The sequence below is a fragment of the Nocardiopsis sp. JB363 genome (genome assembly GCF_900143625.1).
Classification (GTDB): domain Bacteria; phylum Actinomycetota; class Actinomycetes; order Streptosporangiales; family Streptosporangiaceae; genus Nocardiopsis.
Genome location: NZ_FRFF01000168.1, coordinates 15,549 through 31,945 on the forward strand (window position 1 = coordinate 15,549; position 16,397 = coordinate 31,945).

Here is a 16,397-nt window from a genome sequence, read left to right on the forward strand (position 1 = left end):
CGCCCGTCGTCCGGTTCACGGCCCCAAACCCCTAAGCTGACCGGTATGAACGACAGCTTGGTGTGGATCGACTGCGAGATGACGGGCCTCGACTTCGAGAACGACGCGTTGATCGAGGTGGCCTGTCTGATCACCGACAGCGAACTCAACATCCTCGACGAGGGTGTCGACATCGTCATCAAACCACCGCAGTCGGCTCTGGACCGGATGGGCGACTTCGTCCGGGATATGCACACCACCTCGGGGTTGCTCGAAGAGCTCGACAAGGGTGTGACCCTCCAGGAGGCCGAGGAGCGCGTCCTGGAACACATCCGCCGGTACGTGAGCGAACCGGGCAAGGCGCCCCTGTGCGGCAACTCCATCGCCACCGACCGCACCTTCCTGGCCCGCGACATGAAGCGGATCGACGAGTTCCTGCACTACCGGATGGTCGACGTGTCCTCCATCAAGGAGCTGCTGCGCCGCTGGTACCCGCGCGTGTACTACGCGAGCCCGGAGAAGAACGGCGGCCACCGGGCGTTGGCCGACATCACCGAGAGCATCAGAGAGCTGCGCTACTTCCGCGCCGCCGCGTTCGTCGCCGAACCCGGCCCGGACTCCGCGACCGCCCGCGCCATCGCGGCCGAGACCGTCGAGGGCGGCACCGGAACGAAGGCGCGTGACGCGGCTCTCTCCCGAACCTCCCCGGAAAAGTGATCGAAGCACTCCCGGGAGTCCGCTAGGATTACCTACGTAAGCGGGGCCGAGAGGCCCGGCGGACATGGTGGGTGTAGCTCAGTCGGTAGAGCACTTGGTTGTGGTCCAAGAAGTCGCGGGTTCAAGTCCCGTCACTCACCCCAGAGGCTCAAGCCCCTGGCTGGCGCGCAAGCGCAAAGGTCAGGGGCTTTTGCGTTGTCGGGGTGCCGGCGGGTACAAGCACCCCGACCACTCGGCTTCGGCACCGGGCCTCGGCGGCATCCGCTCGGCCCCGTGCGAACCAGGCGCGCGAGAGTCAGCTGAGGTTCATGGGCGCACCGACGCTCGGGCCCGCTCCCGGCGGCCCCGAACACCCGGCAGGGCGACGTGCCCCTCGGTGATGAGGTGGAACCGCTCCAGGCCCGGGCACTGCACCTGCACGACGGTCGTCCCGTGTTCCAGCACCTGAAGAGGATGGGCCACGACGCGGTGTCCGGCGGCCGCGATCCGCTCCACCACGGTGGCGCGCTGATCGGACACGGAAGCTCCCCTGGCAAGGGTCTCCACGGGCAAAGGCCCCTGCGGCGACTCGCCGATCCGCCCGGCGAAGTCCAACAGTGCGCAGGACAACAGGCGCGGGTGCGCGCGAAGCCGGGCGTACACGTCCGCTTCGATGTCGTGGTCGGCCATGAGTTGCGCGAACGGCCCGGACCGCTCGTCGGACGCCGACTGTTCCGCCACCACTCGGGAGAGCAACTCGTCTTGGACGAACTCCGTGAGCGCACGCTCGGCGGCGAGCGTGCCCCACAGGGACGCACCGAGGCCGTAGCGATGCTTCGCGCTCGGCCCCGAGCCGGACGGGGCGTGCGAGTAGGCCAACACGACGGGTACCGAGAGGTCGCTGGTCAGGTCCAAGAGCGTCACCGTCCCGCCGACCAGTTCCTCGGCCCTGTCCCAGTGGGCGCGCAGAGTACCGGGCAGGTCGGCTCGGGACACCTGCGAGGGCATGGGGCCGCGGTCGTAGATCGACCTCAGGAGGAAGAGGGAGAACGCGTCGCGCTCCACCCACTCGTTGAGGGCGTGCAGGAGCGCCTCGTCCTCTGTGGCTCCGATGGCACAGCCGGAGCTGACGCTGTAGGCCGAGGCCGAACGGTAGTCGGACGTGTCGCCCAGGCCGCGGCGCACCGCGGCGCCCCCCGGAGTCGGCGACGTGTACCAAGGAGCCCAGAGGTACACCGGGACGTCGAGGTCCGGGCCGCCGTCGATCGACCGATGGCGCACGCACGCCACCCGGGCGCCGTCCTGCTCGGCGATGTCGCGGACCGCCCGGTCGGAGGCGAACGGGCCCTGACGCAGCGTCGAGGCGTCGATGACGCGCACCGGTAGCGATTCGAGGGCCTTGGGGCCGGTGAACGCGTGCTCCACCGCTTCGAACCGAGCGCCCACACGGGCGGGCAGGCCCAGCCCCTTCCCGGCGCCCAGGCCGTAGGGGACCTCATCGCCCGCCTCGTCCCACAAGGCGCACTGGACCGCGGTCGGGTCGGCGTCGTCCAGGACCCTGTACCGCGATCCCCAACCCAGGGCGGCGACGTCCGCCCTGATCCGACCCTCGGCTTCCTCCAGTGTCAGTTCGCGCTCAAGCGTCCCCGCCCATGAGACGCCCGGTTCGGGGAGCGGGCACGTAGCGCCCCGCTCCCCTTCCGAGCGAACCCATGCGGGTCCGGCCACGGTCACTCCGCGCTTTCCTCATCGAGTTCCTCGACGGCGGGGGTGACGTCCTCGGTGGGGTCGATCGGGGAGGACATCATGAGAGATGCGCAAGCCATTTTCGGATCCTTTCCCATGGGCCGAAGCGACGGAGGAACTCCGCCCTTCGGTATTCCCATCTCGTTTCGTCCGCTTATACCACTGGGCATACTGCTAAAAATTGTCGCCTCTATCAATAGGTTTCACTACGTTTAAAGGCAACTGCCATCCTCACCTGCAAAGATGCGGGAAATTTCTTCAGCCGGCACACTCTCGCCATGGTGAACGCGCGATCAGATCTCATGGGCCGAGTCGACGACATGTTCGACCGAGTATGGACGTTGGCCGCGCTTGCCGCGGCGGTGGGGGACACGCCGCTCTCGAAGGAGCACGGGGAGCTTTTGGCCGTTTCCGGGTTGGCCGAGCGCGGCGGCGAGGGCTGGCGACTTCGCGCCGACTACGACGCCGTGCTCACGGGACAGCCGACCCCGGACGCCTTCCCGCGCCGGATCGCGGAACTGCTACGCCAGGCCGCGGACGCCGCCGAGGGCAGAACCACACCCGACCGATCCGATGACGCCGCCTCCCTCGCCGACGGCCGCTCGTCGGGGCGACACATGCGTCTCTTCCTTGACGCGCTGACCGATCGGATACCTGGTTTCGCCGAGTTGCTGGAGCACGGATCCCCGCGATTCCTGGACGTGGGAACGGGTGTCGGAGCGATCTCGGCGGTGGTCATGGAACGGTCTCCGGGCGCTCGCGCGGTGGGGCTGGACGTGGACCCGCGAGCGCTACGTCTGTCCGAGGAGTACCTGACCGAACTCGGGCTGCGCGACCGGGTCGAGACACGCCTTCAGGACGTCGCCGACATAGCGGAGTCCGATACCTACGACCTGGTCTGGTTCCCGTTGTCGGTGTTGGACCCTGAGACCGCCGAGGCGGCACTGCCCCGACTACGGGCCGCCCTTCGCCCCGGCGGTCTGCTGATGGCCGCGACGGCGTTGGCCTCCGAACCGGAAGCCGAGACCGACACCGGGAGGAGGGAAGTGCACACCGCGGTCGCCCGCTGGCGGATGAGCCGGGCCGGCACAACCGCGTGGGAACCCGAGGAGCTGGGACGCAAACTGTCCGCGTGCGGTTTCGAGGACGTGCGGTCCGCCGGGTCCCCCAGCGGCACCGTCACGCTCCTCACCGCCCGCGCCCCGGCGGTACGGGAGCGATGAGATCCCTGTTCCAGGGGCACGGACACCTCACCGACCCCCTCGAACCACGCACCCCCCTCTCGGGCAGGGTTAGCGGGCTCTCGAACCGGAAAGGCACGGAACGAGCCGGGTTCTCGGGGGAGGCCGGGGGTATGCGGTGGCCGAAGTCCGCGCCGGCCGTGACCCCACCTCCGGCCGCGGGCCGCGGAGAGGAAGACCGTGAACCGGTCCGCTGACGACTCCATGCGAGGCACCGATATGGGCATCGATCCGAAACCGCGCAGCCGCACCGTCACCGACGGCGTGGAGGCCGCCCCCAGCCGTGGCATGCTCCGGGCACTCGGCATGGGCGACGGCGACTGGGACAAACCGCTCATCGGCGTCGCCGGTTCGTGGAACGAGATCACCCCCTGCAACCTCTCCCTGGACCGTCTCGCACGCGCGACGAAGGGGGGCGTGCACGCCGGTGGCGGCTACCCCTTGGAGTTCGGCACCATCTCTGTCTCCGATGGCATCTCCATGGGCCACGAGGGCATGCACTTCTCCCTCGTCTCACGTGAGGTGATCGCCGACTCGGTCGAGACGGTCATGCAGGCGGAGCGCCTGGACGGATCGGTCCTGCTCGCGGGCTGCGACAAGTCGCTGCCCGGCATGCTCATGGCGGCCGCACGCCTGGACCTCGCCTCGGTGTTCATGTACGCGGGCACCATCGCGCCCGGATCGGTGAAGCTGTCGGACGGCACCGAGAAGGATGTGACACTCATCGACGCCTTCGAGGGCGTCGGGGCCTACAAGGCCGGGCGGATGGGCAGCGATGACCTCGACCGGATCGAACGCGCCGTCTGCCCCGGTGAAGGTGCCTGCGGCGGCATGTTCACGGCCAACACCATGGCGGCGGTCGCCGAGGCGATGGGGATGAGCCTGCCCGGTTCCGCCTCCGCCCCGTCCGCGGACCGTCGCCGCGACCACCACGCGCACCGGTCCGGCGAAGCGGTGGTCGCCATGCTCCAGCACGGGATCACCGCGCGCGACATCATGACGAAACAGGCGTTCGAGAACGCCATCACCGTGGTCATGGCGCTGGGCGGATCCACCAACGCCGTCCTGCACCTGCTCGCCATCGCCCACGAGGCGAAGGTCGAACTCGAACTCGACGACTTCAACCGGATCAGCGACCGTGTCCCCCACATCGGCGACCTCAAGCCGTTCGGCAGGTTCGTCATGCACGACGTCGACCGTGTCGGCGGCATCCCTGTTCTGATGAAGTCGCTCTTGGACGCGGGCCTGCTGCACGGCGACGCGCTCACCGTCACGGGCAGGACCGTCGCGGAGAACCTCCGGGAGCTCGCGCCGGATCCGATCGACGGGGCCGTCCTTCGCCGCCTCGACGACCCTCTCCACCCCACCGGCGGCATCACCGTTCTCCACGGATCACTCGCACCGGAGGGAGCGGTCGTGAAGACCGCCGGTTTCGACACCACGGTCTTCTCCGGACCCGCGCGGGTGTTCGAACGCGAGCAGGCGGCGTTGAGGGCGTTGAGCGCCGGTGAGATCCGCGAGGGGGACGTCGTGGTGATCCGTTATGAGGGCCCCAAGGGCGGCCCCGGGATGCGGGAGATGCTGGCCATCACCGCCGCGATCAAGGGCGCGGGCCTGGGCCGCGACGTCCTGCTGCTGACCGACGGACGTTTCTCCGGCGGCACCACGGGCCTGTGCGTCGGCCACATCGCCCCGGAGGCGGTCGAGGGCGGACCCATCGCGCTCATCCGCGAGGGGGACCGCATCACCGTCGACATCGCCGAGCGCACCATCGACCTCCATGTCGAGGAGGAGGAACTCCAGGCGCGCCGAGCACACTGGCGGCCTCTGCCCAACAAGTTCTCGGAGGGCGTCCTCGGCAAGTACGCGAAACTCGTCCGCTCCGCGTCCACCGGCGCCATCACGCACTGACCCACGCCGGCGCTTCGGCCCGGCGGAGGAACCGAAGACCACGTCCACCGTGTGATCAGGAAGGCACCGGCCGGGAGGGGCGACGCTCTCCCGGCCGGCCTCGGGGACCCGGAGCGAGCCGATCGGTTCATCCGTTCGGCGGTGGCTCGCTCCCGCGCTCGTCTCCCCCACGATCGAGGTCGGTCTCGAACTCCGGGGCCCTCATCGCACCGGCGACCCGGTAGTCGACGTGGACGTTCCGGTACACCTGCCCGGAACGGACCCGCCAAGGCAGCCCGTCGCGTTCACGGACCGAAAGGCTCTCGTGTTCGGGCCACCCTCGAACCCGTGTCCGCACCACCGGATCCTCGTGGAAGACCAGTTCGTCCGCCGAGAACGACGCGCTGATCTCCACGTCGTCCTCCCGGCGCCGTCTCATCCGTCGTCTCATCCGTCGTCCTCCTCGTCGAGGGCCCCCACCGTGTCGCCGACGGCGTCCGCCGTCTCAGCCAAGGCCCTTCCGGCGCCTCTCCCGGCTCCCGCTACGGCCTCACCGGCGCCCCGGCCGACCCCCGCCACGGCATCGCCGGCGCCTCGCCCGGCCTCCGAGACGGCCTCGCCGGCACCTCCCGACACCTCGTCGAGCGACCTCCCCACCCCTCGGGTGATGTGTTCGATGATCTGCGGGTTGGAATCGATGGTCTTGAGGACCCGGGCGATGATCTCCCGCACGTTGTCGAGCTGCACCTTGAGCAGGGCCTGCGCCTCGACCCCCTTGATGGTGAGGCCGACGTGGCCGAGTTCGACGTCCACGCCCACCTTCAGCCTGAGCAGGTCCAGCACGTCGGCCTCCAGCGAAACGGATGCCGCGAGGTCCTCGACGTCGAGCTCGATCTCGTCGACCTTCACGACCGGAATGTCGAGGTAGACGTCGGGGTCGTCCGTGGTGGAGGCGCGGGCGGGCTGTTCCTCGCGCGGCGAGGGCACCCTCTTCGCTTCCCGGAGTCGCTCGGCGGGCATGGTCTCCGCTTCGGGCCTCTGTTCGGGTCCCAGCCCCGGCCCCTCGTTCCTCATCCGGCCCCCGCGGCGGGTACGACGACGCGCGGAACCTCCGGCCCCGTGACCATCCTGCTGCATTTCCTCCGCCCCCTTTCGAGCGGTGGGGTAGGTGCGTGTCAGCCCCTTCCGGCAGCGCCAGGCGCCGGCGATCGAACCGAGAGTCTTATTTGCACCTTTTGCGAACTATGTGGTTATTTGCGCCTCTACCCTGGCGCCTCCCACCGGAAACGACGGGATGTCACCGGCGAGCTCCCCAGGACCCACCCCGTGCGTGGTACGGCCCCGGCGCGGCCGGGAACCACCGGGCCGCGCCCGTGGGGTCCCCATGCCCGTGGAGCCGAACGCACTGGTCATGGGCTCCTCGATGTGTGAAGATGACGCCCATGTCCTACGCGTCCCCCATGGGGTTCCCTCCGAACACCCCTCACCACGGCCCTCCGTCGGGACCCGCGCCGCGGCACCGGCAAGGGACGCCCGCGGACATGGTGGTCACCATCGTCCTCATCTGCCTCGCGCCACTGGTGTGCCTGGCGGCGAGCCTCTGGGGCCTTTTCTCGACCATGGCGACCGCGAGCTGCGGAAGCGACTGCGGCGCGGCCGTCAACCTGGCCATCCCGCTGATGATCGTCTCACCGTGGGTGATCTGGTCGACGGTCACCGTCTGGTCGATCGTGCGCCTGGTCAGGAAGAAGCCCGCGGTCTGGGTGATGCTCCTGGGGCTGGTGGTGGCAACGGTGATCTATGTGGCGGCGAACATCATGATGTTCGCCGTTCTGGGCTGATCGACCACAAGCGAACGGGGCCCGGGGACGGTCACGAGGTCGGACCGGCGCCCGAGCGTCACCCCACGGTCTTGACGTAGGGCAGGTCGCGGGTGAATTCCCGGAACCCCACGCCGTAGTACAGCCCACGCGCGGACGGGTGCGCCGGCGCTCCCAGGCAGGCCACCATCATGCGCTCCGCCCCGGCCGCCTTCGCCCGGTGCATGCCGTGCAACTGCAACGCCGACCCCAGCCCCCTCCGGCGGAAGTCCACGTGGGTGCCGACCGGCTCGAACTCGGCGGTGCGCGTGACTTCGTCCAGCCAGATGATCGCGGACGCGGCGAGTGTCCCGTCCGGCGCCTCGACCAGCACGTGCAGGTCTCCCCGGTACGGCCAGGTGCCCCGAACGCGTTCCAACCCCGCCTCGGAGAACTGGGAGTTCGGCCAGGCGTCCCGGTGCGCCTCGACCACCCCGGCCGCCGACAGGTCGTCGGCCGTCACGAACCGGAATCCCTCGGGCAACACCGGATCCGGCACCTCGACCAGGTCCCGTTCGTTGCTCTGGAGCCAGTGCCCGTCGTCGCCCCCGTCCTTGTCGTCGAAGGCGAACCCGTGCGCTTGGACCCGCTCACGTGCCCGCGCGTCGGCCACCTGCACCGTCAACGTTCGCTCGACGCCCCCGGCCACCTCGTCGTACCAGTCCAGGACCTCGTCGATCAGCTCCGGCCGGTCCGAGTCCGTCTGCCAGACCAGCTCGGCCGCCTTCGTCTCGCGGAACGTCCCGTCGCCGCGCGGGATCCGATACGGCAGACGCGCCCACCCCCAGGCGGCCACCCGGTCGTCGTCGAACCACAGTCGGCGCCGCCAAGACGACCCGTAGGTGTCGTAGCCCATGCCCCAGACCCAGGCCAGTTCACCAACGGTCGCGTCACCGTTCACCAGTTCCGGCCGGGCCACCGCCACCCGCTGGGACAGATCCTGCATCCGACGCAGCTCGGTCCTGCTGAAATCTCCCATACCGGCAACCCTCGCAAGGGCGCCCGGTCCTGTCGAAAGGTTTTCGCCCGCGACACGGTCTCCACCAGCCGCCACGTGGGTTCGCTCCCCAAAACACCGCATTTCACCCGAAAGGTGGGAACTCCGGCCTTCCAGACTCCATAGAATTCCCATCATGGAGACCTCCACCCACGATTCCTCGGCGCAACCTCCCCCGGTTCCCCCGGCGCCCCTGGCCGGACGCTACCGGTGCGGTGACGGCACCCGCGTGGATGATCGAACGCTGCTGTTCGAGGCCCGGGACCTCGTGGCGAACACCCCGGTCCTCGTCCTGCTCGACGAGACCGCCACCGAGCACGCGGACGCGCCCTTCGCGCAGTGGGAGCGGCTGCGAGGAATCGACCATCCCGTCCTGCAGAAGACCCGGGACCATGGAATCGACACCGGCCGAGCGTGGGTGGTCTGCGACGTACCCGCCGGCGAACCCCTCCAGGGCATCGTCGGCGGCAGGTTCGGCGAACGTGTCTCCAGACGCGAGGCCCTGGACGTGATCGACACCCTGCTGTCGGTCTTGGAGGAATTCCACGAGCAGGGGTTGGCGCACGGGGCCGTCGGCCTCGACACCGTGTTCCTGGCCGACGACGGTTCGGTGCGCCTCCTGCCGTTGGTGAGCACACCCGACTCGACGGTGACCGACCCCAGCGAGGACGTCCGTGCCGTAGGCGAACTCCTGCGCGTCATGATCGCGGGAATGGGAACCGGGGAAGCCGACGGGGCGATCTCCGAGGCCGGTGACGAGTTCGCCCTCCTGGTGGACAAGGCGACCGCGGTCGACCCCGATCACCGCCCACGTGACGCCGGCCGCTACCGGGCCCTGGTTCATCGAGTCCGGGAACGCCTGCCGGCCACCTCCGGCCGGCACGCCGCCTCCGGCGCCCGGCAAGGGCCCGCCCTCGACGACCCCACGGAACCCTCCGAGGACGCCGGCGACCGCACCGACGACCCCGCGCGGACCCTGCCGACGAAGACGAAGGGCCGCCGCGCCCTCCTCCTCGCGGCCGCCGGCGTCCTCCTGCTCGTCCTCGTGGCCGGACTGCTGACCTGGTCCCTCACCTCCTCGGAGGACGGGGCCCAAGCCGAAGCGGTCGTGGTCACGATGCCCGACCTGGTCGGTATCAGCCCCGAGGACGCCACCGAACACATCGACTCTCTCGCGGTCTCCCCCGACGTCTCCTACGACCAGGTCCACGACGACGACGTGGACGCCGGTCTCGTCTCCGCCACCACCCCCGAATCGGGTGCCTCGCTCACCGAGGACGACCCGGTCACCATCGTGGTGGCCATCGGACCCGAGAGCCTGTCCATGCCCGACGTCGTGGACGAGGCCGAAGCGGACGCGCGCCGGTCGTTGGCCGACCTCGGGTTCACGGACGTGACGATCGTCCAGGAAGCCTCGGACTCCGTGCCCTCGGGGACGGTGTTGGAGACCGACCCCGAGGCGGAGGAGACGGTGGCCTACGACGCACCGGTGACCCTCACCGTCAGCGAGGGCGTCACCCTGCCCGACCTGGTCGAGCACAGCGAGGAGGAGGCCCGCGCGGCCCTCGACGCCCTCGGCCTGGCCGCGGAGGTGGTGGTGACCGAGCAATCGGACCGTCCCGAGGGAGAGGTCGTCTCCCAGTCCCCGACCGTCGGCGCGATCGTCGAACCCGCGTCCACCGTGGTCCTGACGGTCTCGCCCGGCCCCGAGACCGAAGAGGACGCGGCCCCCGACGAACAGCCGCAAAGCGACACCTCGGACCGCGATGACGGGCGGAGTGAGCCGGGCGTCGACGCCCAGGGCGGGGGCGCACCGGAGCAGAGCGAGGAGTCGACCGAACCCGCCGCGCCCGAGCCCCAGACGTGCACCTCCGCCGCCTGGTCGGAGGGCACCGGCTACTCCGAGGGTTCGACCGTCGTCCACGAGGGGCGCGAGTACGAGGCGGTGTGGTGGCCCGGAAACATCTCGCCATCGGAGACCGCCGATTGGGGCCCCTGGCGGGAGATCGGAACCTGCTGAGGCCCCGGGCGGTCGGGCGCCGGCTTCCCGGCCGCCTCCACCGACCCGCCGGCCGCCGCCCGGACCGACGACCCGTGCGCCGGGCCCCTTCCCGCCCTACCGTGGAGCGATGAGCGCACCCGAACCCGTGGGGGCCCACCTGCGCCGGTGGCGTGAGCGTCGTCGGCGGTCCCGGCTCGACCTGTCCAACGCCACCGAGGTCCCTGGCGGGGACCACCGCGCCCTGGGAGCGGGACGGGCATCGCCCCAGGGCGCGGCGCCGACCCTGGTCAGTGCGCGCCCGCGTCCTTGACCAGGGTGGTCGTCACGTCGAGATAGGTCGTGCGCAGCGTCTCGACGAACTCGGTGGGAACGAGCTCGGGCTGGTGGTCCAGTTCGATGTCGAGCCCGCCTCCCGGCACCGGCCATGCCTCCGTGACCAGCTCGAACATCGCCCGGGGCGTGCGTACCCGCGTGAACTCACCTTGGCGTCGTGCCAGTACCAGATCCGGGTGGGGGAAGTCCTGGAGCGCGAAGAGCGTCTGGAAGAGCGCGTTGCGTTCCCCCCGGTCGGGTCGGGCGACCTTCACCAGATCCGTGTACGCCATGTCCTGGGCCGCGAACGCACGGGACACGACCCTCCGCATCTCGCGCAACGCCCCTCCCCGGTCCACACCGTCCAGGTCGCGCACCGGCACACAGACCGTCTCGATGAGGCAAGTGACGGCCCTGCTGACCAGTTCGGTGTCGCGCCGGGCGAACGGGACACCGATACCGAACGACCCTTGACCCGTCGTTGTGTGCAGCGCCATGGCGTACGCGGTGAGCAAGACGACGAACCGCGTCGTGCCCGCGTTCGACGCCACCCGGTCCAGTGCGCGCACTTCGGCTCCGCTCAGCGTGAACCCCAAGCGGGGGCGCTCCAACCGATCGGGGCGACCCTCCACGTGGGGAACCGCCAGGTCGGGCAGGTCAGAAACGTCGTCGACCCATCGTTGGCGCTCCGCCTGCGGCGTGCGCACCCGGTGGGACACGGCGAGTTCCCCCGCACACTCGGCGAGGCTCGGTGCCCGGGTTCCAAAGACCGGTGATCGGCCCTGACGGCGTGCGCTGTAGGCCATCGCGAGATCCTTCGCGAGCACGCTCTGGGCCCATCCGTCAAAGGCGACGTGGTGGACGGCGATCCCGAGTAGGCTCTCTTGCTGGTTGGAAGCGACCGCACACCGCCAGACCTCACCCTCACCGATGTTCAACGGGGCGCTGAGCACGGCCGTGACGGCGTGCTCACCGCCCTCGACCCCGACCCTTTCCACCCGTACCGGGCGAGCGACGTCGCGCACGAACGCGTACGGCCGGCCATGGTGGAGGACGTAGTCCGAGCGCAGTGCCTCGTGTCGCTCGGTGACGTCGGCGACCGCCTGTTCCAGGGCCGCGGCGTCCACGTCGGAGGGGATCCGCCAGAGGGCCACGCACAGCGACGAGAGGTCGTGGGGGTCGAAGAGGTGGGAAATCACGAAGGCCCCTTGGACACCTCGCAACTCCACCCCTCCGGCGGAGGACGACCCTCCTTCCGTCGCTTCGGGGTCCGTACCCTCCGTCTCGCGTTGGGCCGTACGCACCCAGCCCGCGAGTCCCGCCACGGTCGGATGGGCCATGATCCGAGACACCGGAACCGTCATCCCGAGGCGCTGTCCCAGCCGGGCGCACACACGACCGGCGTCCAGGGAGGTACCACCCTGTTCGAAGAACGACAGGTCGGCGGGGACCCCCCGCGTTCCCAGGACCTCTGTGAAGGCCCTCGAAACCGCGTCCATGACCCGGTCGTCGACCGTCCCGTCGGCCTCTCCGGTCGACGCGTCCACCGGGGTGCCGTCCACGGTGTGGGCGGCCAGCAGCGCTTTCTGATCGATCTTCCCCGTGCTGGTCAACGGGTAGACGTCCACCGCCACGATCAGTCCGGGCACCAGGTGTCGGGGCGCCTCCCGGGCCAGCCAGGACCGTACCGACCGGGCGTCGGTGTCCTTCCCCTCCGGGACGAAGAACAACGCGATCTCCACGCACGCCCCGGAATCGTCGTGGCGAGGAACGGCGATGGCTCGGGACACCCCGGGGGCACCGTCGGCGAGGACCTCGACCTCCGCCGGTTCGATGCGGTGTCCGCGCACCTTGACCTGGCGTCCCACCCTTCCCTCGAAGTACAGTCGCCCATCGAGGTCGACGTGGCCGCGATCACCGGTCCGGTAGAGGCGTGTCCGTCGACCGTCGATCAGGACCGAGGGGAACTTGGCAGCGGTCTGTTCGGGATCACCGAGGTAGCGGACGGCCAGACCGTCCCCACCGACACAGATCTCGCCCGACCGGCCGGGCCCACAGGGAACCTCGCCGTCGAGGACGTGGACCTCGGTGTGCGCGATGGGGCGTCCGATAGGGATTCCCTCGGGCCGATCGCAGTCGGCCACGACGATGTCGTGGGATGTGGCGTAGACGGTGCTCTCCACCGGCCCGTAACAGTTGACGATCCACGTGTCCGGGTACCGCTCCACGAAGCGGCGCACGTGTTTTCGGGACAGCCTCTCCCCGCCGGTCATGACCAGGCCCAGCCCCCCGAAGGCCTCCAGGTCCTCTTCCACGAACATGTTGAACAGGGCCGTGGTGACGAACAACCGGTCGACTCCGTGATCCTCGACGAAGCGGCGCAGCAGTTCGGGCGTGAGGTAGGGCTCGGTGACGAGCACCGAGGTCCCCCCACCCATCAGGATCGTCCACAGCTCCAGCGCGAAACCGTCCCAGGGAAGAGGTGACCCCTGGGGCATCGCGCTGTCCCGACCGATGCCCGAGAACAAGGGGTCGCTCATCAGTCGGACGATCGCCTTATGCGGGGACACCACACCCTTGGGCCGTCCGGTGCTGCCCGACGTGAAGAACACCGCGGCGGGCATGTCCCCCGTGATCGGCACCGGGACGAGACCGACCTCGACGGTGACGTCCTCCAAGCCGGCGGGTGGGTGGGAGGGGACGCCGAGGGGCCCTTTCTCTTCGGTGATCACCAAGGGCGCGTCGAGCTGCTCGACCAGCGATTCCACGTGCGAGCGTGGCCACTCCGGGTCGAGAGCCGCGTACGCGGCCCCAGTCTTCAGGACGGCGAGCAGCGTCGCGACGAGTTCCGCGGAGCGGGGGATCAGGACCGGGACGATATCGCCCGGGCCCACACCACGGTCCTGTAGTGCGCGCGCACAGGCGTCGGAGGCGGCATCGATGGTCCGGTAGTCCACGTGACGCCCACCGTCCACGACCGCGGTCCGTCCAGGCTGTCCTTGCGCGTGCGCGTCGAAGGCCGCGGTGATGGTCGTCGATCGCTCTTCCACTGCCGTTGGTAACATTTCGCTCCTGTCTCTGTTCGCCCGTCCCCACGGCTCTCGGTGGTTGAACCGGTGAGCGGGGAATCGAAGTCGGGGTGGGAAGGGAGGGATACGACGCGCGTGTGCCCCCCGAGTCCGTCCCGCCGCCTCAACGCTCGCTCAACTGGTGGTCCGGATACTCGCCGTCCGCCTTCTCCGGCTCCCGTTCGGCCGCCTCGTCCGCGGGTTTCTCGGTGGGCCCGGGCTCGGCGCGCGCCGAGCGACCCCAGGCGTGACGGCCCAGTGCCGCCAAGGCCCCCGGAAGCATGACCCCGCGGATCACGGTCGCGTCCAGCAGCACGGCCACCGCCAACCCCGTGCCGAGCTGCTTCATGTCCAGTGTCGATAGGGTCGCGAAGACCGCGAAGACCGCGATCATGATCGACGCGGCGCTGGTGACGACCCCGGCCGAACGGACGACCCCGTAGCGGATCGCCTCCACGTAGGGTTTGCCTTCGTCCACGCCCTCCTTGATGCGGTGGAGGACGAACAGGTGGTAGTCCATCGACAGTCCGAACAACACGACGAAGAGCACCACCGGCACCCAGGAGACGACGGATCCGTTGGAGGCGAATCCGAGCAGGTCCTCGGCCCACGTGTTCTGGAAGACCAGGATGACCACTCCGAAGGCGGCGAGCGTGGAGAGCCCGTTGAGCGCGGCGGTGACCAGCGCCAGGGCCACGGAACGGAACGTGACCAGCATGAGCGTGAAGCAGAACAGGATGACGAAGCCGATGACGAACGGCAGCCGCTCCTCCTGGGTCTGGGAGAAGTCCATGCTGTAGGCGGTCGCGCCACCGACCGCCCACGTGCTTCCGGAAACGTCGTCGGCGGCGTCGGGCACCAGGTCGTCCCGCAGGACTCGGAGACTGTCCCGCGCCTCGGCGCTGTCCTCGCCAGAGGAGATCGTGACCGGCATCTTTGTGACGAGACCGTCCACCGACCGCACGACGTCGGGCTCTCCACGGATCTCGAAGCCCTCCGTGTCGGCGGCGGTGGTGTGCAGCTCGGCCAGTGCGCCCTCGACCGCGTCCGCCTGGTCCGTCTCCGCCTCCACGACCACCATGTGCTGCGAGGTGTGGTCCGGGAACGCCCTGTTGACGTTGTCCAGGACACGCACTACGTCGTAGGTGCGCGGCAGGTCGTCGTCACCGGGGATCTTGAGCTTCATGTCCATGATGGGAAGGATGAGCAGTCCCAGGGCCAGGCATCCGACGATGACGGCGGTCAAGGGCGCGCGGAGCACCGGCTTGAGCACCGCTCCCCAGAACAGGCTGCCCTCCGAGGAGAACTTGCGCCGACCGGGGATCATCAACCGCTCGGTGCCGTTGCCGAGCAGGGAGAGCACCGCGGGCAGCACGGTCAGGGCACCGACGACCGCCACCGCGACGACGACGATCGTGCCCAGCGCCAAGGAGGAGAAGATGCCGCTGCCCGCGAAGAACATGCTGCTCACCGCGATGATGACGGCGCTTCCGGCGACCACGATGGTCCTTCCGGACGTAGCCGCCGCGATCTTGAGCGCGGCGTCGTTCTCCCGGCCGGCGGCCTTCTCCTCTCGCACTCGGCGCAGGTAGAACAATGAGTAGTCCACGCCCACGGCCAAGCCCATCAAAAGGATGATGGCGGACTGCGCGGGGTGCGCGGGGAGCAGCTGGGACGCGGCCGTCACCATACCCAAGGCGATCCCCACAGCGCTGATGCCCAGGAGCACGGGCACACCCGCGGCGATGAGCGAACCGAAGGCGATGATGAGGATCGCGAAGGTCACCGGGATGCTGATCATCTCGGCCCGCTCGAAGTCCTCGTCCGCCCGCTCGGTGTACTCCTTGCTGAGGGATGCGGAACCGACCTGTTCGATGGTCAGGGTGTCCGAGTACTCCTGCTCGACGTCGGCGGTGGCCTCCAGCATGGGCACGACGGCCTCACGCGTCGGCGTCACCTCGGGATCCACCTCCAGCTCCACCAACAGGAGCCAAGACCGCATGTCGTCGGACGGGATCGGGTCGCCCACCTCCGCAACCACGTCGATGTCGGCGTAGGCGTCGCGCAGGTCCGCGACGGCGTCTTCCGCCACCTCCGGGTCGAGCCGGCCGACGCTGTTCTGCATCAGAACGTTCTCGACGGGGCGTTCGTCGAAGTCGGAGTCGTCCAAGAGGCGTTCGGCCACGGCGGCCTCGCCGCTCAGCTGGTCGGCGTCCTCTTGTTCACGCGGTTCGAACACCGAACCGCCACCGTAGGCACCGACCACGAAGAGCAGCCAGAGGACGAGCGCGAGCCACCTGTGGCGTGTACTCCAAGAGGCGCACGCGACGACCACCCTTCCGAGCAGGGAGCGCCTGCCCGGTGGGTCACTACGCGAGTGCTCGTCGTTTCGATGCGGGCTGCTCATCGGGGGGTTCCTCCAGTGCGGTCGTGTGTTCAGTGGGCGAACCACGGTGTTCGGATGCTCACCATGCTGGCCATGACAGCGGCTGGTGTCTGTAGGGGGTGCACAAGCTCGGTGGGAGTGCCTGCCCTCCCATGGCGGGGAGGCTCCTCCTCATTGGCCCCTGGAGTCGGTCTGCGTATGCTCATCGATGAACGAGGCAC

At 69.4% G+C, this 16,397-nt stretch carries 12 protein-coding genes and 1 tRNA gene; 7 read left to right on the forward strand and 6 right to left on the reverse strand.

All coding sequences use genetic code 11. The features are described 5' to 3' along the window. Window positions 1-45 precede the first annotated feature (45 nt). Both orn and BQ8420_RS25825 read left to right on the forward strand, forming a co-directional pair. The gene (gene orn, locus BQ8420_RS25820; protein ID WP_087102100.1) at window positions 46-696 is read left to right on the forward strand and encodes an oligoribonuclease; all 651 of its coding nucleotides are present in this window, start codon (window positions 46-48) and stop codon (window positions 694-696) included. Between the two features lie 67 nt (window positions 697-763). Continuing rightward, a tRNA-His gene (locus tag BQ8420_RS25825) sits at window positions 764-839 on the forward strand. 163 nt (window positions 840-1,002) lie between these two features. On the opposite strand, the gene BQ8420_RS25830 is transcribed toward BQ8420_RS25825, so the two are convergent. After that, on the reverse strand, window positions 1,003-2,403 hold the full coding sequence (locus tag BQ8420_RS25830; protein ID WP_235006501.1) for a YcaO-like family protein: 1,401 nt from the start codon (window positions 2,401-2,403) through the stop codon (window positions 1,003-1,005). A gap of 296 nt (window positions 2,404-2,699) precedes the next feature. On the opposite strand from BQ8420_RS25830, the gene BQ8420_RS25835 reads away from it, so the two are divergent. Further along, the gene (locus tag BQ8420_RS25835) at window positions 2,700-3,644 is read left to right on the forward strand and encodes a cyclopropane-fatty-acyl-phospholipid synthase family protein (RefSeq protein WP_235006502.1); all 945 of its coding nucleotides are present in this window, start codon (window positions 2,700-2,702) and stop codon (window positions 3,642-3,644) included. Between the two features lie 198 nt (window positions 3,645-3,842). Next, entirely contained in the window at window positions 3,843-5,573 is a 1,731-nt protein-coding gene (ilvD, locus tag BQ8420_RS25840; protein WP_235006503.1) for a dihydroxy-acid dehydratase, read from the forward strand. Between the two features lie 127 nt (window positions 5,574-5,700). Here the strand turns inward: ilvD and BQ8420_RS25845 are convergent, their stop codons facing one another. Beyond that, a complete protein-coding gene (locus BQ8420_RS25845; RefSeq protein ID WP_235006504.1) occupies window positions 5,701-6,003 on the reverse strand; it encodes a hypothetical protein in 303 nt (100 codons plus the stop codon). After that, window positions 6,000-6,689, reverse strand: coding sequence for a hypothetical protein (locus BQ8420_RS25850; protein ID WP_087102106.1), 690 nt, complete (start codon window positions 6,687-6,689; stop codon window positions 6,000-6,002). Before BQ8420_RS25850 ends, BQ8420_RS25845 begins: the two co-directional genes overlap by 4 nt. A 296-nt stretch (window positions 6,690-6,985) precedes the next feature. Between BQ8420_RS25850 and BQ8420_RS25855 the strand changes: the two genes are divergently transcribed. After that, complete coding sequence (locus tag BQ8420_RS25855) at window positions 6,986-7,393, forward strand: DUF6264 family protein (protein ID WP_369825548.1); 408 nt, start codon at window positions 6,986-6,988, stop codon at window positions 7,391-7,393. A 58-nt stretch (window positions 7,394-7,451) separates the two neighbouring features. Here BQ8420_RS25855 and BQ8420_RS25860 read toward each other — a convergent pair whose 3' ends face one another. Continuing rightward, the gene (locus BQ8420_RS25860) at window positions 7,452-8,390 is read right to left on the reverse strand and encodes a GNAT family N-acetyltransferase (protein ID WP_087102110.1); all 939 of its coding nucleotides are present in this window, start codon (window positions 8,388-8,390) and stop codon (window positions 7,452-7,454) included. 154 nt (window positions 8,391-8,544) lie between these two features. On the opposite strand from BQ8420_RS25860, the gene BQ8420_RS25865 reads away from it, so the two are divergent. Together BQ8420_RS25865 and BQ8420_RS31665 are read left to right on the forward strand one after the other, a co-directional pair. Further along, a complete protein-coding gene (locus tag BQ8420_RS25865; protein WP_087102112.1) occupies window positions 8,545-10,428 on the forward strand; it encodes a PASTA domain-containing protein in 1,884 nt (627 codons plus the stop codon). A 109-nt stretch (window positions 10,429-10,537) separates the two neighbouring features. Beyond that, window positions 10,538-10,720: a hypothetical protein gene (locus BQ8420_RS31665; protein WP_143847573.1), complete on the forward strand. Its 183-nt coding sequence runs from the start codon at window positions 10,538-10,540 to the stop codon at window positions 10,718-10,720. Here the strand turns inward: BQ8420_RS31665 and BQ8420_RS25870 are convergent. Next, entirely contained in the window at window positions 10,698-13,787 is a 3,090-nt protein-coding gene (locus tag BQ8420_RS25870) for an AMP-binding protein (RefSeq protein WP_087102114.1), read from the reverse strand. The genes BQ8420_RS31665 and BQ8420_RS25870 overlap by 23 nt on opposite strands. Before the next feature lie 127 nt (window positions 13,788-13,914). Next, the gene (locus BQ8420_RS25875) at window positions 13,915-16,197 is read right to left on the reverse strand and encodes an MMPL family transporter (protein ID WP_087102116.1); all 2,283 of its coding nucleotides are present in this window, start codon (window positions 16,195-16,197) and stop codon (window positions 13,915-13,917) included. Window positions 16,198-16,397 lie beyond the last annotated feature (200 nt).